20 protein-coding genes are annotated in these 21,244 nt (G+C 61.0%); 6 read left to right on the forward strand and 14 right to left on the reverse strand.

Features of this window, described 5'->3' with window-relative positions; genetic code table 11:
* Positions 1 to 587 precede the first annotated feature (587 nt).
* Genes PCOSP_RS05550 through plsB form a run of 3 tightly spaced genes read right to left on the reverse strand, consistent with a single transcriptional unit; the run spans position 588 to position 4,248 of the window.
* Positions 588 to 1,265, reverse strand: coding sequence for a DUF4197 domain-containing protein (locus PCOSP_RS05550; RefSeq protein ID WP_041020847.1), 678 nt, complete (start codon positions 1,263 to 1,265; stop codon positions 588 to 590).
* Between the two features lie 30 nt (positions 1,266 to 1,295).
* Positions 1,296 to 1,694 carry a YbaY family lipoprotein gene (locus tag PCOSP_RS05555; RefSeq protein ID WP_139647328.1) on the reverse strand — a complete coding sequence of 133 codons (399 nt, stop codon included), beginning with the start codon at positions 1,692 to 1,694 and terminating at the stop codon, positions 1,296 to 1,298.
* Positions 1,695 to 1,746: 52 nt separating this feature from the next.
* The gene (plsB, locus tag PCOSP_RS05560) at positions 1,747 to 4,248 is read right to left on the reverse strand and encodes a glycerol-3-phosphate 1-O-acyltransferase PlsB (protein WP_139647330.1); all 2,502 of its coding nucleotides are present in this window, start codon (positions 4,246 to 4,248) and stop codon (positions 1,747 to 1,749) included.
* Positions 4,249 to 4,474: 226 nt separating this feature from the next.
* Between plsB and PCOSP_RS05565 the strand changes: the two genes are divergently transcribed.
* Positions 4,475 to 4,684, forward strand: a complete 210-nt coding sequence (locus PCOSP_RS05565; RefSeq protein WP_003198198.1) for a cold shock domain-containing protein — start codon at positions 4,475 to 4,477, stop codon at positions 4,682 to 4,684.
* Between the two features lie 148 nt (positions 4,685 to 4,832).
* Here the strand turns inward: PCOSP_RS05565 and PCOSP_RS05570 are convergent, their stop codons facing one another.
* From PCOSP_RS05570 to dapE, 3 genes are all read right to left on the reverse strand, one after another.
* On the reverse strand, positions 4,833 to 5,210 hold the full coding sequence (locus PCOSP_RS05570) for a hypothetical protein (protein ID WP_258631331.1): 378 nt from the start codon (positions 5,208 to 5,210) through the stop codon (positions 4,833 to 4,835).
* A gap of 83 nt (positions 5,211 to 5,293) precedes the next feature.
* A complete protein-coding gene (locus PCOSP_RS05575; protein WP_139647332.1) occupies positions 5,294 to 6,103 on the reverse strand; it encodes a putative RNA methyltransferase in 810 nt (269 codons plus the stop codon).
* Positions 6,103 to 7,254, reverse strand: a complete 1,152-nt coding sequence (dapE, locus tag PCOSP_RS05580) for a succinyl-diaminopimelate desuccinylase (protein ID WP_139647334.1) — start codon at positions 7,252 to 7,254, stop codon at positions 6,103 to 6,105. The genes PCOSP_RS05575 and dapE overlap by 1 nt, the downstream gene beginning before the upstream one ends.
* A gap of 269 nt (positions 7,255 to 7,523) precedes the next feature.
* On the opposite strand from dapE, the gene tcdA reads away from it, so the two are divergent.
* A complete protein-coding gene (gene tcdA, locus PCOSP_RS05585; protein ID WP_175385107.1) occupies positions 7,524 to 8,324 on the forward strand; it encodes a tRNA cyclic N6-threonylcarbamoyladenosine(37) synthase TcdA in 801 nt (266 codons plus the stop codon).
* A 31-nt stretch (positions 8,325 to 8,355) separates the two neighbouring features.
* Here tcdA and PCOSP_RS05590 read toward each other — a convergent pair whose 3' ends face one another.
* From PCOSP_RS05590 to map, 8 genes are all read right to left on the reverse strand, one after another.
* Positions 8,356 to 8,781 carry a SufE family protein gene (locus tag PCOSP_RS05590; protein ID WP_139647339.1) on the reverse strand — a complete coding sequence of 142 codons (426 nt, stop codon included), beginning with the start codon at positions 8,779 to 8,781 and terminating at the stop codon, positions 8,356 to 8,358.
* Complete coding sequence (locus tag PCOSP_RS05595) at positions 8,778 to 9,983, reverse strand: aminotransferase class V-fold PLP-dependent enzyme (RefSeq protein ID WP_175361622.1); 1,206 nt, start codon at positions 9,981 to 9,983, stop codon at positions 8,778 to 8,780. Before PCOSP_RS05595 ends, PCOSP_RS05590 begins: the two co-directional genes overlap by 4 nt.
* A 171-nt stretch (positions 9,984 to 10,154) precedes the next feature.
* Complete coding sequence (gene dapD / locus PCOSP_RS05600; RefSeq protein WP_047702245.1) at positions 10,155 to 11,189, reverse strand: 2,3,4,5-tetrahydropyridine-2,6-dicarboxylate N-succinyltransferase; 1,035 nt, start codon at positions 11,187 to 11,189, stop codon at positions 10,155 to 10,157.
* A 33-nt stretch (positions 11,190 to 11,222) separates the two neighbouring features.
* A complete protein-coding gene (locus PCOSP_RS05605) occupies positions 11,223 to 11,585 on the reverse strand; it encodes an ArsC family reductase (RefSeq protein ID WP_139647342.1) in 363 nt (120 codons plus the stop codon).
* A gap of 403 nt (positions 11,586 to 11,988) precedes the next feature.
* Complete coding sequence (locus PCOSP_RS05610) at positions 11,989 to 12,291, reverse strand: Fis family transcriptional regulator (RefSeq protein WP_464710506.1); 303 nt, start codon at positions 12,289 to 12,291, stop codon at positions 11,989 to 11,991.
* A 344-nt stretch (positions 12,292 to 12,635) separates the two neighbouring features.
* The gene (gene dapC / locus PCOSP_RS05615; RefSeq protein ID WP_175385104.1) at positions 12,636 to 13,835 is read right to left on the reverse strand and encodes a succinyldiaminopimelate transaminase; all 1,200 of its coding nucleotides are present in this window, start codon (positions 13,833 to 13,835) and stop codon (positions 12,636 to 12,638) included.
* Positions 13,836 to 13,963: 128 nt separating this feature from the next.
* Positions 13,964 to 16,666: a [protein-PII] uridylyltransferase gene (locus tag PCOSP_RS05620; protein ID WP_139647346.1), complete on the reverse strand. Its 2,703-nt coding sequence runs from the start codon at positions 16,664 to 16,666 to the stop codon at positions 13,964 to 13,966.
* Between the two features lie 48 nt (positions 16,667 to 16,714).
* Positions 16,715 to 17,497, reverse strand: a complete 783-nt coding sequence (map, locus tag PCOSP_RS05625; protein WP_139647348.1) for a type I methionyl aminopeptidase — start codon at positions 17,495 to 17,497, stop codon at positions 16,715 to 16,717.
* 430 nt (positions 17,498 to 17,927) lie between these two features.
* Between map and rpsB the strand changes: the two genes are divergently transcribed.
* The 4 genes from rpsB to frr all read left to right on the forward strand — a co-directional run bounded on the left by rpsB (position 17,928) and on the right by frr (position 21,237).
* On the forward strand, positions 17,928 to 18,665 hold the full coding sequence (gene rpsB, locus PCOSP_RS05630) for a 30S ribosomal protein S2 (RefSeq protein ID WP_033034560.1): 738 nt from the start codon (positions 17,928 to 17,930) through the stop codon (positions 18,663 to 18,665).
* 194 nt (positions 18,666 to 18,859) lie between these two features.
* Complete coding sequence (tsf, locus tag PCOSP_RS05635) at positions 18,860 to 19,726, forward strand: translation elongation factor Ts (RefSeq protein WP_139647350.1); 867 nt, start codon at positions 18,860 to 18,862, stop codon at positions 19,724 to 19,726.
* Between the two features lie 213 nt (positions 19,727 to 19,939).
* The gene (gene pyrH / locus PCOSP_RS05640) at positions 19,940 to 20,683 is read left to right on the forward strand and encodes a UMP kinase (protein ID WP_003198235.1); all 744 of its coding nucleotides are present in this window, start codon (positions 19,940 to 19,942) and stop codon (positions 20,681 to 20,683) included.
* Positions 20,680 to 21,237: a ribosome recycling factor gene (gene frr / locus PCOSP_RS05645; protein ID WP_139647352.1), complete on the forward strand. Its 558-nt coding sequence runs from the start codon at positions 20,680 to 20,682 to the stop codon at positions 21,235 to 21,237. Before pyrH ends, frr begins: the two co-directional genes overlap by 4 nt.
* Positions 21,238 to 21,244 lie beyond the last annotated feature (7 nt).

The following is a 21,244-nucleotide window of genomic DNA, read 5'->3' on the forward strand; positions in this document are numbered from 1 at the left end:
TTGTCTGTGCCGCCGTCATCGCGGGCAAGCCCAGCTCCCACAGGGTCCGAGGTGATCGCAGATTTGCCGTCCACCGCAAAGTCATGTGGGAGCGAGCCTGCTCGCGAAAGCGCTGGATCAGCGTGCATCGATGTTGTCTGTGCCGCCGTCATCGCGGGCAAGCCCGGCTCCCACAGGGTCGGAGGGTGATCGCAGATTTGCCGTCCACCACAAAGCAATGTGGGAGCGAGCCTGCTCGCGAAAGCGCTGGATCAGCGTGCATCGATGTTGTCTGTGCCGCCGTCATCGCGGGCAAGCCCGGCTCCCACACGGTCCGAGGTGATCGCAGATTTGCCGTCCACCGCAAAGCAATGTGGGAGCGAGCCTGCTCGCGATAGCGCTGGATGAGCGTGCATCGATGTTGTCTGTGCCGCCGTCATCGCGGGCAAGCCCGGCTCCCACAGGGTCCGAGGTGATCGCAGATTGCAGTTCACCACAAAGCAATGTGGGAGCGAGCCTGCTCGCGATAGCGGTATGACAGCCAACGAAGAGGTCATGGCTGAAATCGCTATCGCGAGCAGGTTCGCTCCCACCGTTGTTCAGCTCATTCAGAGGCTGCCAAATACCTTCTTCGCCAGGCTGGTGGCCGCGGCCGCCGGGTTCTGGCGAATCGCGGCTTCCTGCTTGCCGATCATTTCGAACAAGCCGTCCAGTGCCTGCTCGGTCACGTAGTTTTCGACGTTGGCGCTTTTGGCATCCAATACACCGAACGTCGCGGCCTGGCCGGCAAAGGCGTTGTATTTCTGCGCCAGGCCGACCTTGTCGGTGGCTTGCTTGACGATGGGCAGGAACTTGGCGCGGATCTGCTCGCGGCTGCTCTTGTTCAGGTACTGCGTCGCCGAGTCGTTGCCACCGCTCAAGATGCCCTTGGCATCGTCCACGCTCATGTTCTTCACGGCATTGACCAGAATCGGCTGGGCCTGGACCACGGCCGTCTCGGCTGCCTGGTTCATGCTGGCTTCCAATTGATCGACCTGATCACCCATGCCGAAGGCTTTCATCTTGCTGGCGACTTTACCGAGTTTGCCCGGCAGTTCGATTTTCACTTCCGGGTTGTTGCTGAATCCCCCAGGCGTGCCCAGTTGCTTGACCGCCACTTGAGCGCCCTGGGTCAAAGCGTCCTTGAGGCCACCCGTGGCATCTTTCTGCGACAGGTCACCGAGGGACAGGGCCATGGCATTGGCACAGGCCAGAAGGCCGGCGAACAGTAGAGTAGAGCGGAGCATGACAGCGTCCTTGAAATGAATTGAAAGGGATCAACGGGCAGGGTTGACGCGGATCTTCAACGGCTGCGGATCTTTGCCATCGAGTTGCACGGTGTGTTGTTCGGTGCTGATGAACATCAACTGGCCGTCTACTTCGATGCGGGCACTCACGGCGTAACGATGGCCGGGCTTGACCTGGGACGGATCATAACTGAGGTGGAATGGCAGGGGGACCTGTCCTTTGACCGGACCGCTCTGCTGATCGAGCACCACCGCCGGAGCATCGGCCAGTGAAACATCTTGCAGGCTCACGCTCAGGGTCGCAGTGGGCGGCAGGGCGATACGTTGCAGGTAGAACACTTCGCCGTCGAGGTGGTTCTTGCTCGCCAGCGGCGCGCTGGAGCAGGCGCCGAGCAGTGCGGCAATGGTCAGCAGGGTCATTTTTTTCATGGCGCAATTCCTTGTTCGAGGGCGCCAGGAAACAGCCTGGCGCCGATGGGAATCAATCCTGGGTCACCGGAGCAACCTGATCCGCCGCATCTTCACTGCGATGCAACGCCACTTGGCGGATCGACAAACGAATCTCCGCCGGCAGCACCCGTTTGGCGGCGCCTTCGGCCAGTTCGCCCAGCAGTTCGTGATAGCTTAGCTTGCCAGCTTCATCCCTGCGCAGAACGTCAAGGTCCAGCATCGTCTGGATGAAATGGCGGAACAGGGTCTTGTCGAAAAACTCCGGCGCGTTCAGGCCGTGCAGAATCGACAGGCGCTGGGCCATGACCGTGCAGAGGTCTTCCAGCTCTTCGGCGCTGATGCTGTTCTGGCCACTGTTGAGCAGCAGCGAGACGGTCATGTAGAAGCGTTGCAGGGCCTGGGCGATGCTTTTGGACAACAGTGTCAGCAGCACGAAGTGCCGCGAACTTGGCGCCGGACGCAGGTACAGGTCATTTTCGAAACGCAGCAGACCCTGTTCGACGAACGCTTCGAGCCATTGGTCGATCACGTCGTCCAGTTGCTCCAGTGACCAGCGAATGAACAGTTCCGATTGCAGGTACGGGTACAGAGCACGGGTATAGCGCAGGATCTGCTCGCGGCTCATGCGCGAGGCGCTCTGGAAAAAGCTCGCCAGCAACGCCGGTAGGGCGAAGATGTGCAGCACGTTGTTGCGGTAGTAGGTCATCAGCACCGCATTCTGCTCATCCAGGTACAGGATCTTGCCCAGGGCATCGTTCTGTTCAGACAGCAGGTCCATGCCTTTCACATGTTCGATCAGCGCCCGGCCATCCCCCTCTGGCAGCGTGGTGTGGGGCGAATACGGTACTTTGCGCAGCAACGCCAGGTACAGGTCCAGCACCCGGGCCATGGCCTGATCGTCGAGCGCCAGGCGGCTGGTGGACAGCAGCGCCAGGGCCACGAGATTGACCGGATTGATGGCGGCGGCTTCGTTCAGGTGCCGGGCCACGCGCTCACCCAGGCGATGGGTGGTGGCGTTGAGCCAGGCCGGTTTGAATTGCGGCCCCAGTTCCTGCTCGCGCCAATCCGGCTGTTCGCCGTCGAGGAATTCGGTCAGTTTGATCGGCTCGCCGAAGTTCACCGCCACCTGGCCGAAGCGTTGCTTGAGGGCACCGATGACCTTGAAGATGTCGAAGATCGACTCCTTCTTCTTGCTGGCTCCACGCAACTCGCCCAGGTAGGTGCGGCCCTCCAGCACTCGCTCATAACCGATGTAGACCGGGACGAACACGATGGGCGTGCGCGACGAGCGCAGAAAGCTGCGCAGGGTGATGGCGAGCATGCCGGTCTTGGGTTGCAGCATGCGCCCGGTGCGCGAACGACCCCCTTCGACGAAGTACTCCACCGGAAAGCCCTTGGTGAACAGCGTGTGCAGGTACTCGTTGAATACGGCGGTGTAGAGCGGGTTGCCCTTGAAGGTACGGCGCATGAAGAACGCACCGCCACGGCGCAGCAGGCTGCCGATCACTGGCATGTTGAGGTTGATGCCGGCGGCGATATGCGGTGGGGTCAGTCCATTGCGGAACAGCAGGTACGACAGCAGCAGGTAATCGATGTGGCTGCGGTGGCACGGCACATAAATGACCTCGTGACCTGGGGCGATGTCTTGCACGCCTTCGATATTGTTGACCTTGATGCCATCGTAGATCTTGTTCCAGAACCAGCTCAGCACCACTTCCAGGAAACGAATGGCGGTATAGGTGTAGTCCGAGGCGATTTCGTTGCCGTAGCGCAGGGCCTGGGCCTTGGCTTTTTCCGCCGAGATTTTTTCCCGCTCGGCCTCGTCGGCAATCGCCTGCTTGACCAATGGCTGGTTCACCAATCCCTTGACCAGGTTGCGTCGGTGGGAAATGTCGGGGCCGATAACCGCCGCCTTCAGGTTGCGGAAATGCACCCGCAGGATCCGCTGGGCCATGCGCACGGTGCGTTCGTGGCCTTTGTCGTGCTCGATCAATTCCTGCAGGTGGATGGGCGCGGAGAACTGCACGCGGGTCTTGCGTCCCAGGATCATGATGCTCAACAGGCGACGCAGGCGTCCGGTGACGGCCCAACTGTCGGCGAACAGCAGTTTCCATGGGCTGGACTCGCTGTCGGGCGACTGGCCCCAGAACACGCTGACCGGGATGATCTGCGCGTCTTCGGCGGCATTGTGGGTCAGCACATTGACCAGTCGCGTCAGGGTCGGTGGCGCACCGCGCTTGTCCTGACGCCCGAGCCAATCCGGCGCAGGCGTCAGGTAGAAGAATGCCGCCGGCTCCAGCAGATTGCCCACCGACACCGGCAACACCGGGCGCGGCAGGCCCGCTTTAGTGCACTCGGTGTCGAGTACCGCCAGGTCGGTCAGCGACGGATCTTGCAGAACGTAGAACACCGGACGGCTGCGGTCGAGGTTGAGGGTGAAGGACGACTGGTTGATCGTCTCTGAGCGAACCCAGAGGTACAACAGCCGGCGCAGGGTGCCAAACACAAGACGGCGGAACGGGGAGCGGGTCATACGGCTTCTGCATGAGTGGATGAGATCAAGCGGCAGGTAGTGTGCCGGATTCGCCGAAAATCGGCAAAAAAGCGCCGAAGTAAAGTCAGTTGAGAGTTTTCTCGAGTGTCATATACTCGGCCGGTGTCTGCCACGGCTTCCCTTATGGAAGGCTGCACGGCGGCTAAAGTTCGTACGGCTTTCTTTCGAAAAGCCGACTCAAAAAATAAAAATGGGAGTGAACATCATGGCAGCACGGGAAACCGGCAGCGTTAAGTGGTTCAACGACGCCAAGGGATACGGCTTCATCCAGCGCGAAGGCGGGGCGGATGTATTCGTGCATTACCGCGCGATCCGCGGCGAAGGCCACCGTTCACTGACCGAAGGCCAGCAGGTCGAATATGCGGTGGTGGAAGGGCAGAAGGGCTTGCAGGCTGAGGATGTGGTGGGGCTGTAACCCACTCTTCCAAAAAACACTGCAAACCCCTTGTGGGAGCGAGCCTGCTCGCGATAGCGGTATATCAGGCAATACATAATCGACTGACATACCGCTATCGCGAGCAGGCTCGCTCCCACATTTGGATCCGTCGAGGATCTGAGCCGGGTCAGGCCGTCCTCCAGGTAATCTCTTCTTCCCCATCAGCACTGATGCGAATCCAGCGATCGGCCGATTCCTCACCTTCCTCTTCCACCCACGAGCCGGGCGCGCAGCGTACTTCTACATTCAGTGCGGCGAATGCGGCACGGGCGCAGGCGATGTCGTCATCCCAGGGGGTCCGATCGCTTTCCAGGTACAGGCTGTTCCATTTCCCAACGGCCTTGGGCAGCCAGGTCACCGGGATGTCGCCGGCCTTGCATTTGTAGGTCTGGCCTTTCTGGGTCCATTCGCTGCACGGGCCCAGTGCCTGGGTCAGCCAGGCGGCGACGGCCTTGTGGTCGACGTCGGCGTCTTTGAGGTAAATCTCGATATCGGGTTGGCGCATGGATGTCCTCATTGCGGTCTCGAAAAATCCATTCGCGGATTTAACTGGTCCCGAGCGACGGCTCGGGACCCGGAATCAAAAGGTTATTGAAGAACGAAATAATCGTAGCGCATCGACACCGTGACTTCGAACGGCTCGGTCTGTTCGATCACGCTGGCGCGGCGCTCGGCACTGGCGCGCCAGCCGTGGGGCGTCATCGCCAGCAGGTTGGCGCGGTCCTGGCCGTTCTCGAGTATCAGCTTGAATTCCAGGGTTTCACTGTGCTCCAGCGCCATGCCCGAAGGGACCAGGGCCAGGTGCTTGTCATCGGTGTACTCGCGCACTTCGTCGTACAAGCGTTCGCGCAGTTCCATCAGGTGGCCGCGGGTAGGGCCGACTTTCATCAGGCCGCCACCGGGGCTGAGCAGGCGCTTGGCCTCTTGCCAGTCCAGCGGGCTGAACACGCTTGCCAGGAATTGACAGCAGCCGTCGGCCAGCGGCACCCGCGCCATGCTGGCGATCAACCAGGTCAGCTGTGGATTGCGTTTGCAAGCGCGCTTGACCGCCTCGCGGGAAATGTCCAGGGCATAGCCATCGGCATCGGGCAGTGCGTCGGCGATTTGTGCGGTGTAGTAACCCTCGCCACAACCGATGTCCAGCCAGCGGCCGGGGCTGCGTTCAGCCGCCAACTCGGCCAGGCGTCGGGCGACAGGGGCGTAGTGCCCGGCGTTGAGGAAGTCGCGGCGGGCTTCGACCATGGCCTGGTTGTCGCCGGGGTCGCGGCTGTTCTTGTGCTGCACCGGCAACAGGTTCAGGTAGCCCTGGCGGGCGCGGTCGAACCGATGCCCGGCCGGGCAGGCCACTCCGTTGTCCACCGCGTTCAGCGGCTCACTGCAGATCGGGCAGGCGAGCATCAGGCGAGCAACTTGATCAGCGTCTTGTAGTAGATCTCGGTGAGTACATCGAGATCGGCCGCCAGTACGCGTTCGTTGACCTGGTGGATGGTTGCGTTGACCGGGCCCAGTTCCACCACTTGGGTGCCCATGGTGGCGATGAAACGACCGTCGGACGTCCCGCCGCTGGTGGAGGCCTGGGTTTCGCGACCGGTTACGTCCTTGATGCTCGACGACACGGCGTCCAGCAGCGCGCCCGGCTCGGTGAGGAACGGCAGGCCGGACAGGGCCCAGTCGATGTGCCAGTCCAGTTGATGTTTGTCGAGAATGTCAGCGACGCGCTGCTGCAGGCCTTCGACGGTGGATTCGGTGGAGAAGCGGAAGTTGAACACTGCCACCAGCTCACCCGGGATCACGTTGGTCGCACCGGTGCCAGAGTTGAGGTTGGAGATCTGGAAACTGGTGGGCGGGAAGAAATCGTTGCCATGGTCCCAATGCTCGGCGGCCAGTTCCGCCAGCGCCGGAGCCGCCAGGTGGATCGGGTTCTTCGCCAGATGCGGGTAGGCCACGTGGCCTTGCTTGCCGCGCACGGTCAGCTTCGCACCGAGGGAGCCGCGACGGCCGTTCTTGACCACGTCACCCACCAGGGCGGTGCTCGACGGCTCGCCGACGATGCACCAGTCCAGGCGCTCCTGACGGGCCTTGAGGCGCTCGACCACAGCCTTGGTACCGTGGTGGGCCGGGCCTTCTTCATCACTGGTGATCAGGAAGGTGATCGAGCCCTTGTGGTCCGGGTAGTCGGCGACGAACCGCTCGGCCGCCACCACCATCGCCGCGAGGCTGCCTTTCATGTCGGCCGCGCCACGGCCACAGAGCATGCCCTCATCGTCGATGACCGCATCGAACGGATCGAGCTGCCAGGCCTGCACCGGACCGGTCGGCACCACATCGGTGTGCCCGGCGAAGCACAGCACCGGACCGTCATGCTTGCCGTGACTGGCCCAGAAGTTATCCACATCCTCGATGCGCATCGGTTCGAGCTTGAAACCTGCATCGCCCAGGCGCTGCATCATCAGTTTCTGGCAATCGGCATCCACCGGCGTCACGGACGGACGGCGGATCAGGTCGCAGGCGAGTTGCAGGGTCGGCGAGAGGTCGGCGTGGGCCGTCATGGAAACTCCGGGAATATTGTGTGAGCGCAAGGCGAGTGCTGAAGCGGGCAGCCTCCCGCAAAATGGCGGTTATCTTATAGCAAAACAGCAATCGTTGGCCCCCGGTGTCTGTCGGTTGGAGCACAAAACCTTGTGGGAGCGAGCCTGCTCGCGATGGCGGAGGATCAGTGGCGGTGATATTGACTGAAGCACCGCCATCGCGAGCAGGCTCGCTCCCACAATGGTTTTCTGGTGCCCTATAATGCGCGCCGGTTTTTGGGGTAATGGTCATGAGTACAGAAGATCCACGGTTTGCCGGTATCGGCCGTTTGTATGGCCTCGAAGGCCTGGAGCGCCTGCGGGCGGCCCATGTGGCGATTGTCGGGGTGGGCGGGGTCGGTTCCTGGGCAGCGGAAGCCATTGCCCGGTGTGGCGTGGGCGAGATTTCGCTGTTCGACCTGGACGACGTCTGCGTCAGCAACGCCAACCGTCAGTTGCACGCCCTGGACAGCACCGTCGGCAAACCCAAGGTCGAGGTGATGGCCGAACGCCTGCGCGGGATCAACCCCGATTGCACGGTGCACGCCGTGGCGGATTTCGTCACCCGCGACACCATGGCCGAATACATCACGCCGAACATCGACTGCGTGATCGACTGCATTGACAGTGTCAACGCCAAGGCTGCGCTGATCGCCTGGTGCAAGCGTCGCAAGATCCAGATTATCACCACCGGCGGCGCGGGCGGGCAGATCGACCCGACGCTGATCCAGGTCTGCGACCTGAACCGTACCTTCAACGATCCGTTGGCTTCGAAAGTACGGTCCACCCTGCGCCGCGACTACGGTTTTTCCCGCACTGTGACCCGTCACTACAGCGTGCCCTGCGTGTTTTCCACCGAGCAACTGCGCTACCCCAAACCCGACGGCAGCATCTGCTTGCAGAAGAGTTTTGTCGGCGACGGTGTGAAGCTCGACTGCGCCGGCGGGTTTGGCGCGGTGATGATGGTGACGGCGACGTTCGGCATGGTCGCGGCGACCAAGGCTGTGGATAAGATTGTCGCGGGTGTGCGGCGGCCGGCGGATAGGACGTGAGATCGTTCCCACGCTCTGCGTGGGAATGCCTCTACGGACGCTCCGCGTTCGGCTGCTGAGTCAGTTCACGCATCCGCTGCAACACCGCATTCAAGCCATTGCTGCGGGAAGGCGACAGCTGTCGCGACAGTCCCAACTGATTGAACCAGTCCGGCAAATCCACCTGCTGCAACGCTTCGGCCGACAAGCCGTTGACCCGTGCCAGCAACAGCGCCACCAACCCGCGAATCAACCGCGCATCACTGCTGGCAGCAAACTGCCAGTGCCCGTCCTGCAACCGCCCCACCAGCCATACCTGGCTTTCGCAGCCATTGACGAGGTTGGTGTCGCACTTGTCCGCCTCGTTCAGCGGCGGCAGGCGGTCGCCCCACTGCATCAGCAGCCGGGCCCGTTGTTCCCAGCCCGAGGCGTCCTGGAAGATTTGCAGCGCTGTGGCGGCATCGACAGGCAGGTTCATCGCAGCATCTCCAGGGCCTGATCGAGGGCTTCGAAGAAACGCTCGATATCGGCGGAGTCGTTGTACAGCGCCAGCGATACCCGGATCGCTCCCGACAGCTGCAGATGCTTGAACAGCGGCATGGCGCAGTGATGCCCGGCGCGCACGGCAATGCCTTGCTCGGTCAGCAAATGAGCGAGGTCGGCGTTGTGCACGCCGTCCACCACGAAACTGACCAGCGCCAGCCGTGGATCGCCCACCAGGCGCACGCCGTTGCGCGCCAGCAGGCCGTGGAGCAGGTAGTCGTGCAACGCAGTCTCATGGTCAATGACATCTTGTGCGTCGAGGGTGGACAGGTAATCCAGGGTCGCCCCCAGGCCGATCACGCTGGCGATGGGCGGTGTGCCGGCTTCGAAACCCAGGGGCGCAGGGCGGAAAGAGGCGCGGTGGTAGTCGGCCTGCTGCACCATTTCGCCACCGAACTGCCAATGACGCAGCTCGCGAAGTGCTTCGTTGCGGCCAAACAATACGCCCAGCCCTTCTGGCCCGTAGAGCTTGTGGCTGGAAAACACATAGAAATCGCATTCCAGGGCCTGCACATCGTGACGGCCGTGGACCACACCCTGGGCGCCATCGATGACCGTCAAGGCGCCCTGGGCCTTGGCCAGTGCCAAGAGCGGCGGCAAGGGTTGCCAGGTGCCAAGCACGTTGGACAATTGGCTCACCGCCAGCAAGCGCGTACGCGGGCCAATCAGATCGGCGGCGGCGTCGAGGTCGATCACCCCGTGGGTGTCGAGCGGCAACACCACCAGCGTCAACGAACGGCGCTCGGCCAGTTGCTGCCAGGGCAGCAGGTTGGCGTGGTGCTCCAGGGCGCTGATGACGATTTCATCGCCTGGATTGAATAGGTGTTCCAGGCCGTAGGCCAGGAGGTTCAGCGCCGAAGTGGCGCCGTGGGTAAACACGATCTGCCCGCATTCCCCCCCATTGAGCCATTGCGACACCTTGAGACGGCTGTCTTCGAACGCCTGGGTGGCATGGGCGCCTGGCAAGTGTTGCGCACGGTGCACGTTGGCCGCGCCGTTGGCGTAGTAATGCGCCAGGGCATCCAGCAGGGCTTGGGGTTTTTGCGTGGTGGCGGCGTTGTCCAGGTAGGTCTGGCCTTGCCGTTGCAGGGCAGCGATGGCCGGGAAATCGGCACGCCAGGGGGATGGAATCAACATGCTTTCGGGCCCTGCTGAAGTGAAGCTGGACCCTGTGGAAGCGGGGCCTGTGGGAGTCGAGCTTGCTCGCGATGGGAGCAACACGGTTTAACTGCAAGACCGTGTCATCGTTCATCGCAAGCAAGCTCGGCTCCCACAAAAGCTTGCACCCACAGGTGACGGTGAAGCGGCTTAGTTATGCGCGTGCAGTGCTTCGTTCAGCTCGATGGCCGACTTGTGGGTCTTGCATTCCACTGCGCCGGTTTCAGAGTTGCGACGGAACAGCAGGTCAGGCTGGCCGGCCAGGTCGCGGGCCTTGACCACCTTGACCAGCTGATTGTTCTCGTCCAGCAGCGCCACCTTGGTGCCGGCGGTCACGTACAGGCCCGATTCCACGGTATTGCGGTCGCCCAATGGAATACCGATACCGGCGTTGGCGCCGATCAGGCAGCCTTCGCCGACTTTGATCACGATGTTGCCGCCACCCGACAGGGTGCCCATGGTGGAGCAACCGCCGCCCAGGTCCGAGCCCTTGCCGACGAACACGCCAGCCGACACGCGGCCTTCGATCATGCCCGGGCCTTCGGTGCCGGCGTTGAAGTTGACGAAACCTTCGTGCATCACGGTGGTGCCTTCGCCCACGTAGGCGCCCAGGCGGATCCGTGCGGCATCGGCGATACGCACGCCGGCCGGAACCACGTAGTCAGTCATTTTCGGGAACTTGTCCACCGAGAACACTTCCAGCAGCTCGCCACGCAGGCGGGCTTCGAGTTGGTGTTCGGCCAGTTCGCTGAGGTCGATCGCACCCTGGCTGGTCCAGGCCACGTTCGGCAGCAGCGGGAAAATGCCAGCCAGGTTCAGGCCATGGGGCTTGACCAGCCGATGGGACAGCAGGTGCAGCTTGAGGTAGGCCTCGGGGGTGGAACTCAGTTGCGCATCTTCAGCCAGCAGGGTGGCGACCAGCGGCTTGTGGCTTTCGGCCAGGCGGGTCAGCAACGCGGCTTGCGCGGCATCGACACCCTTGAGGGCCTCGGCCAGTTGCGAGGCCTGGGCGGTGGTGAAGGTGATGGCCTGGTTGCCTTCGCTGTAGCCCAGGATCGGCGCGATGGCCTTGACGATGTCGGCCGACGGGTTGAGCAGTGGCTGTGCGTAGAACACTTCCAGCCAGGCGCCTTGACGGTTTTGGGTGCCGACGCCGAAGGCCAGGCTGAACAGGGTAGTGGACATGAACATTACCTCAACAAAATGGACTGGGCAGGCTTACTTGATTTCTGCCGCGTAGATATCTGGCTTGAAGCCAATCAGGGTTCGGTCACCGAGATCGAGCACCGGGCGCTTGATCATCGAGGGTTGGGCGAGCATCAGTTCGATGGCTTTCGACTGGTCGAGATCGGCTTTGCGTTCGTCGTCGAGCTTGCGAAAGGTCGTACCGGCACGGTTCAACACCACTTGCCAGCCATGCTCGTCGCACCATTGGGTCAGGTGCTCACGGTCGATGCCGGCGCTCTTGTAATCGTGAAAGTCGTAGCGCACAGCGTGGTCATCGAGCCAGGTGCGCGCCTTTTTCATGGTGTCACAGGCTTTGATGCCGAAAAGGTGCAACGTTTTGCTTGAATCGGTCAAGGAACTGCCCCCTTTGCAGGTGCCGGAAATAAAAGGTGAGGGATTATGCCATGACCGGACGGCTGTGGGAGCGAGGCTTGCCCGCGATGAACGATGACGCGGTCTTCTGGCAGGCCGAGGTGGTTTCATCGCGAGCAAGCTTTGCTCCCACAGTATCCGGTATTGATCACAGGTTGCGTTAGCCCCACAAGTCCACTGTGGGAGCAAAGCTTGCGCGCGATAAATCGAAAGGCAAACACAAAAATACCTGTGAAGCGCTGGACCTGTGGCGAGGGGATTTATCCCCGTTGGGCTGCGCAGCAACCCTAAAGCAGTGAACTCAATCGTTCTGGCACACTGAGTTGTCTGTTTTGGGGGCCGCTGCGCAGCCCAGCGGGGATAAATCCCCTCGCCACAAAAGCGCTTATGCGTGAGCCCCTTCCTGCTCAGGCACCAACCGTACTTCCACCCTCTGACCTAGCGCACGAGCTGCGCTGGCAAGCGTTGCCAGCGTCATTCCTGCATCGTTCTGATCGAGCGCACGATCAACTGCGGTGCGACTGGTGTGCATCCGCTCGCCAAGGCTTTTTTTGGTGACTTTCTGTAGTTTCATTGCCTCGGCAATCTGCCAGGAAATAACGCGTTTGAGCACCGTAGCGGAAACCTCTTCGGCAATGCCTTGCTCGGCGAGGAACTCATCAAAGTCAGATCCAATATGCTTGTTCATTTGCGGTACCTCAGTCATCAGTGAAATGTACCGAAATAGGTGCGTTGCGTAACCGCCGCGTTGCTGAGATTTTGTTCAGTGAGTTCCCGAATACTGCGACCACTCACTATCCAGTATGGGAGCGAGCCTGCTCGCGATTGCATTGGATCAGCTTGCGATGTTATCGACTGTACCGCCGTCATCGCGAGCAAGCTCGGCTCCCACAGGTTTCGGCGTCGCTACGGGGAGAGTGGGAATCCGTAATTCAGTGTGGGAGCGGGCTTGCTCGCGAAAGCGGCATATCAGTCTACGGATAGGCCACTGAACTGACGCCTTCGCGAGCAAGCTCGCTCCCACAACAGCCCTCAACCTCGACGCTGGATGAATGCGCGGATCCGCTCTGCGGCTTCGACGCATTCGGCCAGTGGTGCAACCAGGGCCATGCGCACGCGGCCGGCGCCCGGGTTGACGCCATCGACTTCGCGGGACAGGTAGGAGCCCGGCACCACGGTCACGTGTTCCTGTTCGAACAGATCCCGGCAGAAGGCTGCGTCGTCGCCTGCCACGTTTGGCCACAGGTAGAAGCTGCCATCGGGGCGTTGCACGTCCAGCACCGGGCTGAGGATGTCCAGCACGGCGTCGAACTTCTCCCGGTACAGCGTCCGGTTGGCCCGTACGTGTTCTTCGTCGTTCCACGCGGCGATGCTCGCCAATTGGGTCTGCACTGGCATCGCGCAGCCGTGATAGGTCCGATACAGCAGGAAACCCTTGAGGATGTCCGCGTCGCCCGCCACGAAACCGGAGCGCAGGCCAGGCAGGTTGGAGCGCTTGGACAGGCTGTGGAACACCACGCAGCGCTTGAAGTCCTGGCGGCCGAGTTCGACGCAGGCACTGAGCAGGCCCGGTGGCGGGGTCTGTTCGTCGAAGTACAGTTCGCTGTAGCACTCGTCAGCGGCGATCACGAAGTCGTGCTCGTCGGCCAGGGCGATGAGTTTCTTCAGCACGTCCACCGGAATCAGGGCGCCGGTCGGGTTGCCAGGGGAGCACAGGAACAGGATCTGGCAGCGTTTCCAGATGTCCGCCGAAACGGCATCGAAATCCGGGTTGAAGCCGTTCTCGTCCAGGCACGGCAGGTAGTGCGGCTTGGCCCCGGCCAGGAACGCGGCGCCTTCATAGATCTGATAGAAAGGGTTCGGGCTGACCACCAGTGCATCGTCGCCACGGTTGACCACGGTCTGGGTGAAGGCGAACAGCGCCTCCCGGGTACCATTGACCGGCAGCACATGACGCGCCGGGTCAAGCCAGCCGTTGGGCACGCTGAAGCGTCGTTCGCACCAGCCGGCGATGGCTTCCCGCAGGGCGGGGATACCCAACGTGGTCGGATAGACGGCCATCTGGTCCAGATTGCTGGCCAGGGCTTCGGCGACAAAACTGGGTGAACGGTGCTTGGGTTCGCCGATGGACAATGCAATCGGCCGCTTGTCCGGGTTGGGCGTGACGCTGCCCAGCAGGGCGCGAAGCTTTTCGAACGGGTAGGGCTGCAACTGGTTCAGGGCGTTGTTCATGGGGGCCTCGTTCAATGTGGGACTGTGGGGGCGAGCCTGCTCGCGATAGCGGTGGGGCAGGCGATCTCAATGCTGAATGTCGCGCCGCCATCGCGAGCAGGCTCGCTCCCACAGGGGAATTCATGGGTTCAGATGTTGATGCGTGTCAGGTTGGTATCCGGTTCCTGATTGACGCTCAAATGCTGGACGATCGCGTCCTGCAGGCGACTGCACAGCAGGGGATCGGACAACGGCTGGTTATGGGCGTCGGTGATGAAGAAGACGTCTTCCACCCGCTCGCCAAGGGTGGCGATCTTGGCGTTCTGCAGCGACAGGTCGAACTCCAGGAAAATATGACCGATCCGCGCCAGCAGGCCGGGGCGGTCCGGGGCGCTGAGTTCCAGCACCGTGATCTGGCGCTGGGCATCGTTGTGGATCGTCACCTGCGGGGCGAACGCGAAGTGTTTGAGTTGGCGTGGCACCCGCCGCTGGATGATGGTCGGGTAGTCTGCCGGGTTGCGCAGGGCGCTGGTGAGACCGTCGCGAATCTGTTTGACCCGTTTCGGATTGTCACCAATCGAATCGCCTTCGGTGTCGAGCACGATATAGGTGTCGAGGGTGAACTGGCTGCTGGAGGTGATGATCCGGGCATCGTGGATGTTGAGGTTGAGCTGGTCCATCGCGGCCACGGTCACGGCGAAGAAGTCGTGTTGGTCCGGCGCGTAGATGAAGATCTGCGTGCCGCCTTCGAACTCGCGTTGCGTGGTTTCCTTGATCAACACCAACGGTCCGCCGTCGGCCGGTTGCTGCAGGATCGCGTCGCTGTGCCAGGCCACGTCGCCGGCGGTGTGGCGCAGGAAATAATCATCGCCCAGTTGCGACCAGAGCTGTTCGACGTCGTCCGGGTCGGTGCCACCGCGCACCAGGATATCCAGGGCCGCGCTTTGGGTGCGACGGATCTGCTCCTCGCGGTCCACCGGGTTTTCCAGGCCACGGCGCAAGGCCCGCTTGGTCTCGGTGTACAGCTGGCGCAACAGGCTGGCCCGCCAGGAATTCCACAGGGTCGGGTTGGTGGCGTTGATATCGGCCACCGTCAGCACGTAGAGGTAATCCAGACGGGTTTCATCGCCGACGATCTGGGCGAAGTCGTGGATCACCTGCGGATCGGACAGATCCTTGCGTTGGGCGGTGGTCGACATCACCAGGTGATTCTGCACCAGCCAGACGATCAACCGGCTGTCCCAGATAGGCAGTTGGTGCCGCTGGCAAAACGCCTCGGCATCCATCGCGCCGACTTCCGAATGATCGCCCTGGCGACCTTTACCAATGTCGTGGTACAGCCCAGCCATATAGATCAGTTCAGGCTTGGGCAGCTTGCCCATGAGCTTGCTGGCCAACGGAAATTTTTCCGACACCTGGGTGTACTGAAGCTTACGCAGATGCTTGATCAGGTTCAGGGTGTGGGCATCGACGGTATAGATGTGGAACAGGTCGTGCTGCATCTGCCCGACGATGAAGCCGAACTCCGGCAGGTAACGCCCCAGGATCCCGTAGCGGTTCATGCGTCGCAGGTTGCGGTGTACGCCGATCTTGCACTTGAACAGCTCGATGAACAGGCTGGTGTTGCGGATGTCGTGGCGGAAGTCGTCATCGATCAGGTGACGGTTTTCCCGCAGCAGGCGAATGGTGTCGGCGCGTACTCCCTTGATTTCCGGCTGCTGGGCCATCAGCACGAAGATTTCGAGCATGGCGAACGGGGTGCGCCGGAACACATTGGCATTGCGTGCTTCGATGTACCCGTCGTGCAACTGGAACCGGGAGTTGATCGGCTGCGGCGGCGTCGTATCTTCCGGTGCGAGGATGACTTCCTCGAAGTGCTGGATGATCAGTTCGCTGAGCTGGGCGATGCTCATCACCACCCGGTAGTACTGCTGCATGAAGTTTTCGATGGACTGCTTGGCGTCCTGGCCTTCGAAACCCAGCAGGCCCGCGATGGAGCGCTGGTGATCGAACAGCAAGCGGTCTTCGGAGCGCCCGGCGAGCATGTGCAGTGCGTAGCGGACCTTCCACAAAAATTCCTGGGACGAAGCCAGCAAGGCGTTTTCGCTCTCCACCAGGAAACCCTCGCCGGCCAGGTTCCGAAGGTTCAGCGTGCCGTACTGGCGGCGGGCGACCCACAGGATCGTCTGGATGTCCCGCAGCCCGCCGGGTGAGCCTTTGACGTTGGGCTCCAGGTTGTATTCGGTGTCGTTGTATTTGTGGTGGCGGGCCTTCTGCTCGGCGCGTTTGGCCAGGAAGAAGTCCTTGCTCGGCCACATGTGCGCCGTGCTGGTCACCTCGAGCATGCGCTGGCGCAGCCGTTCGGGGCCGGCAATGGTGCGGCTTTCCATCAGGTTGGTCACCACCGTCAGGTCGGCGCGGGCTTCATCGGCGCACTCCTGTACCGAGCGCACGCTCTGGCCGACTTCCAGGCCGATGTCCCACAGCAGCGTCAGGAAACGCTCGATGGAATCGCGAAAGATCTCGTGATCGGCACTGTCCAGCAGGATCAGCAGGTCGATGTCAGAGTAGGGGTGCAGCTCGCCACGCCCGTAGCCACCCACCGCTACCAGGGCGATGTCGGCATCCAGGCTCCAGTTGAACTGCTCCCAGGCCTTCTGCAGGATGTTGTCGACGAACCAGGCGCGGTCCTCGATCAGCCGACGGATATCCCGCCCATCGCGAAAGCGCTGGTCGAGTACTTCGTGGGCCTGGCGGATCGCCTTCTTGAAGGCCGAGATGGGGCTTGCCTTCAGGGCCAGTTCAGCCTGGAACTGGCCACGGTCGAAGAGTTCGGGATCCACCTGCGGCATTGAATGGCTTTCCTTTCTATCTATCTATAGCTGTGCGCTGTATTGGACTCAGGCGGAAACGCGAGGGATGGTGTCGTCGCTGCGCAGAGTGAAGATTTCGTACCCGGTCTCGGTCACCAGCAGGGTGTGCTCCCATTGGGCCGACAGCTTGCGGTCCTTGGTGATGGCGGTCCAGCCGTCGCCCAGGACCTTGGTGTCGGCGCGCCCCTGGTTGATCATCGGTTCGATGGTGAAGGTCATGCCCGCTTGAAGCTCCATGCCAGTGCCGGCACGGCCGTAGTGCAGGATCTGCGGTTCTTCGTGGAAGACCTTGCCAATGCCGTGGCCGCAGAATTCACGGACCACCGAAAAGCCGTTCTTCTGCGCATGTTTCTGGATCACTTCGCCGATGTCTCCCAGGCGGCAGCCCGGTTTCACCAGTTCGATGGCCATGTACATGCATTCCTGGGTGACCTTCGACAGGCGCTGGGCCCACTCTGGCACGTTGCCGACATGGAACATGCGGCTGGTGTCGCCGTGATAGCCGTCCTTGATCACGGTGACATCGATGTTCAGCGTGTCGCCGTCCTTCAGCGGTTTCTCGTTGGGAATGCCGTGGCAGACCACGTGGTTGATCGAGGTGCAGATCGACTTCGGGAAGCCTTTATAGTTGAGCGGCGCCGGGATGGCCTTCTGCTCGTTGACGATGAAGTCGTGGCAGATGCGGTCCAGCTCTTCGGTGGTCACGCCTGGCTTGACGTAGTCGGCGATCATTTCCAGCACGTCGGCGGCGAGTTTGCCGGCAACACGCATTTTTGCGATGTCCTCGGCAGTCTTGAGGGTAACGGTCATACAGGCTCTCTTTGCGCCCGACGGCGCTGTCCAAAACGAAATGGGCGGCGGATGATGACCAGCACGGCCCTGAAAACGCGATTCTAACAGACGAACAGTACAAAGAGCTCCCCAGGCCGAACTCAGTGGCGAGGGGAGGGGGAGAGCAAAGCTAGCTCGCGACCCAGGTGATTCGACTTCTGAAGGACCGCACAGGCTTCATCGCGGGCAAGCCTTGCTCCCACAATCTCCTCGCCACAGAGGATTTCAGAATCCATGTTCCGTTTTCGCCCTTGCTGTGGTATAAAATGCGCCGCTTTCCGGGGATGACCCCGTGAGCTTAAATCCACACACGTGTCGACACGATGACCTGGGTGCCTTTGGCTTATATAAGCCGCTGGTTGGTCATTGGGATACGTGGAGGCCAAACCCGACTTATCAAGGAACTATCATGTCCCAAGTCAACATGCGCGATATGCTGAAGGCCGGTGTGCACTTCGGTCACCAGACCCGTTACTGGAACCCGAAAATGGGCAAGTACATTTTCGGCGCGCGTAACAAGATCCACATCATCAACCTTGAAAAAACCCTGCCGATGTTCAACGAAGCACTGACCTTCGTAGAGCGCCTGGCCCAGGGCAAAAACAAGATTCTGTTCGTCGGCACCAAGCGTTCCGCTGGCAAGATCGTTGCTGAAGAAGCAGCACGTTGCGGTTCGCCGTACGTCGATCACCGCTGGTTGGGCGGCATGCTGACCAACTTCAAGACCATCCGCGCTTCCATCAAGCGTCTGCGTGATCTTGAAGTCCAGTCCGAAGACGGCACTTTCGCCAAGCTGACCAAGAAAGAAGCGCTGATGCGCACTCGCGATCTTGAGAAGCTGGACCGCTCCCTGGGCGGTATCAAGGACATGGGCGGTCTGCCTGACGCGCTGTTCGTGATCGACGTTGACCACGAGCGCATCGCGATCACCGAAGCCAACAAGCTGGGTATCCCGGTCATCGGCGTTGTCGATACCAACAGCAGCCCGGAAGGCGTTGACTACATCATCCCAGGCAACGATGACGCTATCCGCGCCATCCAGCTGTACATGGGTTCGATGGCTGACGCTGTTATCCGTGGTCGCAACAACGTTCAAGGCGGCACCGAAGTCTTCGCTGAAGAAGCTCCGGCGGCAGCCGCTGAGTAATTGACGCCCTGGCGTTGACTCAGTAAGCAAAAAGGGGGCTTGGCCCCCTTTTTGCCACCTCGAAAACCATTTGTCGCCAGCGCAGCTACCTGTTTGTAATCTGCCGCGGTCTATAAGCAATGGTTTTCCAGGAAGAATTGATCGCCCGTTCGATCGGGTGGAATGGTTGAAAACCTATCCAAGAGGATTTTGAAATGGCAGAGATTACTGCAGCGTTGGTCAAAGAACTGCGCGAGCGTACCGGCGAAGGCATGATGGACTGCAAGAAAGCCTTGACCAAGGCTGGCGGCGACATCGAGAAAGCCATTGATGACATGCGTGCTTCGGGCGCCATCAAGGCTGCCAAAAAGGCTGGCAACGTTGCCGCTGAAGGCGCAATCGCCATCAAGGACGACGGCAAGGCCGCCGTTCTGCTGGAAGTGAACTCCCAGACCGACTTCCTGGCTCTGCAGGACGACTTCAAGGCATTCGTCGCTGCCAGCGTCGACAAGGCCTTCGCTGACAAACTGACCGACGCAGCTCCGCTGATCGAAGCTCAGGAACAAGCGCGCCTGGTACTGGTTGGCAAAACCGGCGAGAACGTCAACATCCGTCGTCTGGTTCGCGTTGAAGGTGACGTGGTGGGTACCTACCTGCACGGCAACAAGATCGGCGTGGCTGTTGTCCTCAAGGGCGGCGACACCGAGCTGGCGAAAGACATCGCCATGCACGTAGCAGCGACCAACCCTGAGTTCCTGCTGCCTTCGGACGTTTCGGCTGAAGCGATCGAGCGCGAAAAAGGCGTTTTCCTGCAGTTGAACGAAGAGAAGCTCAAGGGCAAGCCTGCCGACATCGCCGAGAAGATGGTGGCTGGTCGTATCTCCAAGTTCCTGGCCGAAGCCAGCCTGGTTGAGCAGGCGTTCGTCAAGAACCCTGAAGTCAAGGTCGGTGACCTGGCGAAGAAAGCCGGTGCTGAAATCGTCTCCTTCACCTACTTCAAAGTAGGCGATGGCATCGAGAAGCCGGTCGACAACTTCGCTGAAGAAGTTGCCGCCCAGGTAGCAGCTGCCAGCAAGCAATAAGACAGGTTTTTACAACTGTCGCCCAGAAGAGGCTGCCCGCTCACGCGCGCAGCCTCTTTTCGGATAAGGATGCCGATTTTTATTGGTTTCCTGTCGGAACTGGCTTACAAAGCCGTGTTCCGATGGCGCTGTGTCAGCGTCACGCTAGAGTGAGAGCAGGCTGCAAACAGTCTGCCAAGAATTTTCGTAAATACGCCGCAGGAGAGATTCGCAATGGCTCAGCAGGGCAGTGGTTATCAGGCTCGCTATAAACGCATTCTACTCAAGCTTAGCGGCGAGGCCCTGATGGGCTCGGAAGAGTTCGGGATCGATCCGAAGGTGCTGGACCGCATGGCCCTCGAAGTGGGTCAGTTGGTCGGTATCGGCGTTCAGGTCGGCCTGGTCATCGGCGGCGGCAACCTGTTCCGTGGTGCAGCGCTGAGCGCGGCCGGCATGGATCGGGTTACGGGCGACCACATGGGCATGCTGGCCACTGTGATGAACGCCCTGGCTATGCGCGACGCCTTGGAGCGTGCCAATATCTCGGCCATCGTGATGTCGGCTATTTCCATGGTTGGCGTGACCGATCACTACGATCGCCGCAAAGCCATGCGCCACCTCAACTCCAAGGAAGTGGTGATTTTTGCCGCTGGTACCGGTAATCCGTTCTTCACCACGGATTCGGCGGCCTGCCTGCGAGCGATCGAAATCGATGCCGATGTCGTGCTCAAGGCAACCAAGGTCGATGGTGTCTACACTGCTGACCCGTTCAAGGACCCGCATGCCGAGAAGTTCGATCATCTGACCTACGATGAAGTGCTGGATCGCAAGCTCGGTGTCATGGATCTGACGGCTATCTGCCTGTGCCGCGACCATAAGATGCCGCTGCGCGTCTTCAACATGAACAAGCCCGGCGCCCTGTTGAACATCGTGCATGGCGGCGCCGAAGGAACCCTGATCGAGGAAGTTCAACAATGATCAACGAAATCAAGAAAGACGCCCAAGCGCGTATGCAGAAATCCCTGGAGTCCCTGAGTCACGCGTTTGGCCAGATTCGTACCGGCAAGGCGCACCCGAGCATCCTGGGCAGCGTGATGGTTCCTTACTATGGCACCGACACCCCTATCAGTGGCGTCGCCAACATCACCGTGAAGGATTCGCGCACCCTGCAAGTGGTGGCCTTTGAGCGCAACATGCTCGCGGCGGTCGACAAGGCGATCCAGAGCGCTGGTCTGAACCTCAACCCGACCAACCTGGGCGAGTTGTTGCTGATCTCCATGCCTGCCCTGACCGAAGAAACCCGCAAGGGCTTTACCAAGCAGGCGCGCAGCGCGGCCGAGGATGCTCGGGTTGCCGTGCGCAATATCCGGCGCGATGCCCTGGGCGAGCTGAAGAAGCTGGTCAAGGACAAGGAAATCAGCGAAGACGAAGAGCGTCGCGCAGCGGCCGATATCCAGAAACTGACCGACAAGGCAGAGGCTGATATTGATGCGGCCACCAAGCAAAAAGAAGCGGACCTGATGGCCGTATAAGGGTCTC

It is taken from the genome of Pseudomonas sp. MAFF 730105, from assembly GCF_055380705.1.

Bases quoted from the DNA above. Each gene is read 5' to 3' on its own strand.
- PCOSP_RS05555 (WP_139647328.1), bottom strand. From the start codon at position 1,694: ATGAAAAAAATGACCCTGCTGACCATTGCCGCACTGCTCGGCGCCTGC.
- PCOSP_RS05610 (WP_464710506.1), bottom strand. From the start codon at position 12,291: ATGAACAAGCATATTGGATCTGACTTTGATGAGTTCCTCGCCGAGCAA.
- pyrH (WP_003198235.1), top strand. From the start codon at position 19,940: ATGGCTCAGCAGGGCAGTGGTTATCAGGCTCGCTATAAACGCATTCTA.
- dapC (WP_175385104.1), bottom strand. From the start codon at position 13,835: ATGAACAACGCCCTGAACCAGTTGCAGCCCTACCCGTTCGAAAAGCTT.
- PCOSP_RS05565 (WP_003198198.1), top strand. From the start codon at position 4,475: ATGGCAGCACGGGAAACCGGCAGCGTTAAGTGGTTCAACGACGCCAAG.
- frr (WP_139647352.1), top strand. From the start codon at position 20,680: ATGATCAACGAAATCAAGAAAGACGCCCAAGCGCGTATGCAGAAATCC.
- rpsB (WP_033034560.1), top strand. From the start codon at position 17,928: ATGTCCCAAGTCAACATGCGCGATATGCTGAAGGCCGGTGTGCACTTC.
- tsf (WP_139647350.1), top strand. From the start codon at position 18,860: ATGGCAGAGATTACTGCAGCGTTGGTCAAAGAACTGCGCGAGCGTACC.
- PCOSP_RS05595 (WP_175361622.1), bottom strand. From the start codon at position 9,983: ATGTTGATTCCATCCCCCTGGCGTGCCGATTTCCCGGCCATCGCTGCC.
- PCOSP_RS05590 (WP_139647339.1), bottom strand. From the start codon at position 8,781: ATGAACCTGCCTGTCGATGCCGCCACAGCGCTGCAAATCTTCCAGGAC.
- map (WP_139647348.1), bottom strand. From the start codon at position 17,497: ATGACCGTTACCCTCAAGACTGCCGAGGACATCGCAAAAATGCGTGTT.
- PCOSP_RS05570 (WP_258631331.1), bottom strand. From the start codon at position 5,210: ATGCGCCAACCCGATATCGAGATTTACCTCAAAGACGCCGACGTCGAC.
- PCOSP_RS05620 (WP_139647346.1), bottom strand. From the start codon at position 16,666: ATGCCGCAGGTGGATCCCGAACTCTTCGACCGTGGCCAGTTCCAGGCT.
- dapE (WP_139647334.1), bottom strand. From the start codon at position 7,254: ATGACGGCCCACGCCGACCTCTCGCCGACCCTGCAACTCGCCTGCGAC.
- plsB (WP_139647330.1), bottom strand. From the start codon at position 4,248: ATGACCCGCTCCCCGTTCCGCCGTCTTGTGTTTGGCACCCTGCGCCGG.
- tcdA (WP_175385107.1), top strand. From the start codon at position 7,524: ATGAGTACAGAAGATCCACGGTTTGCCGGTATCGGCCGTTTGTATGGC.
- dapD (WP_047702245.1), bottom strand. From the start codon at position 11,189: ATGTCCACTACCCTGTTCAGCCTGGCCTTCGGCGTCGGCACCCAAAAC.
- PCOSP_RS05550 (WP_041020847.1), bottom strand. From the start codon at position 1,265: ATGCTCCGCTCTACTCTACTGTTCGCCGGCCTTCTGGCCTGTGCCAAT.
- PCOSP_RS05575 (WP_139647332.1), bottom strand. From the start codon at position 6,103: ATGCTCGCCTGCCCGATCTGCAGTGAGCCGCTGAACGCGGTGGACAAC.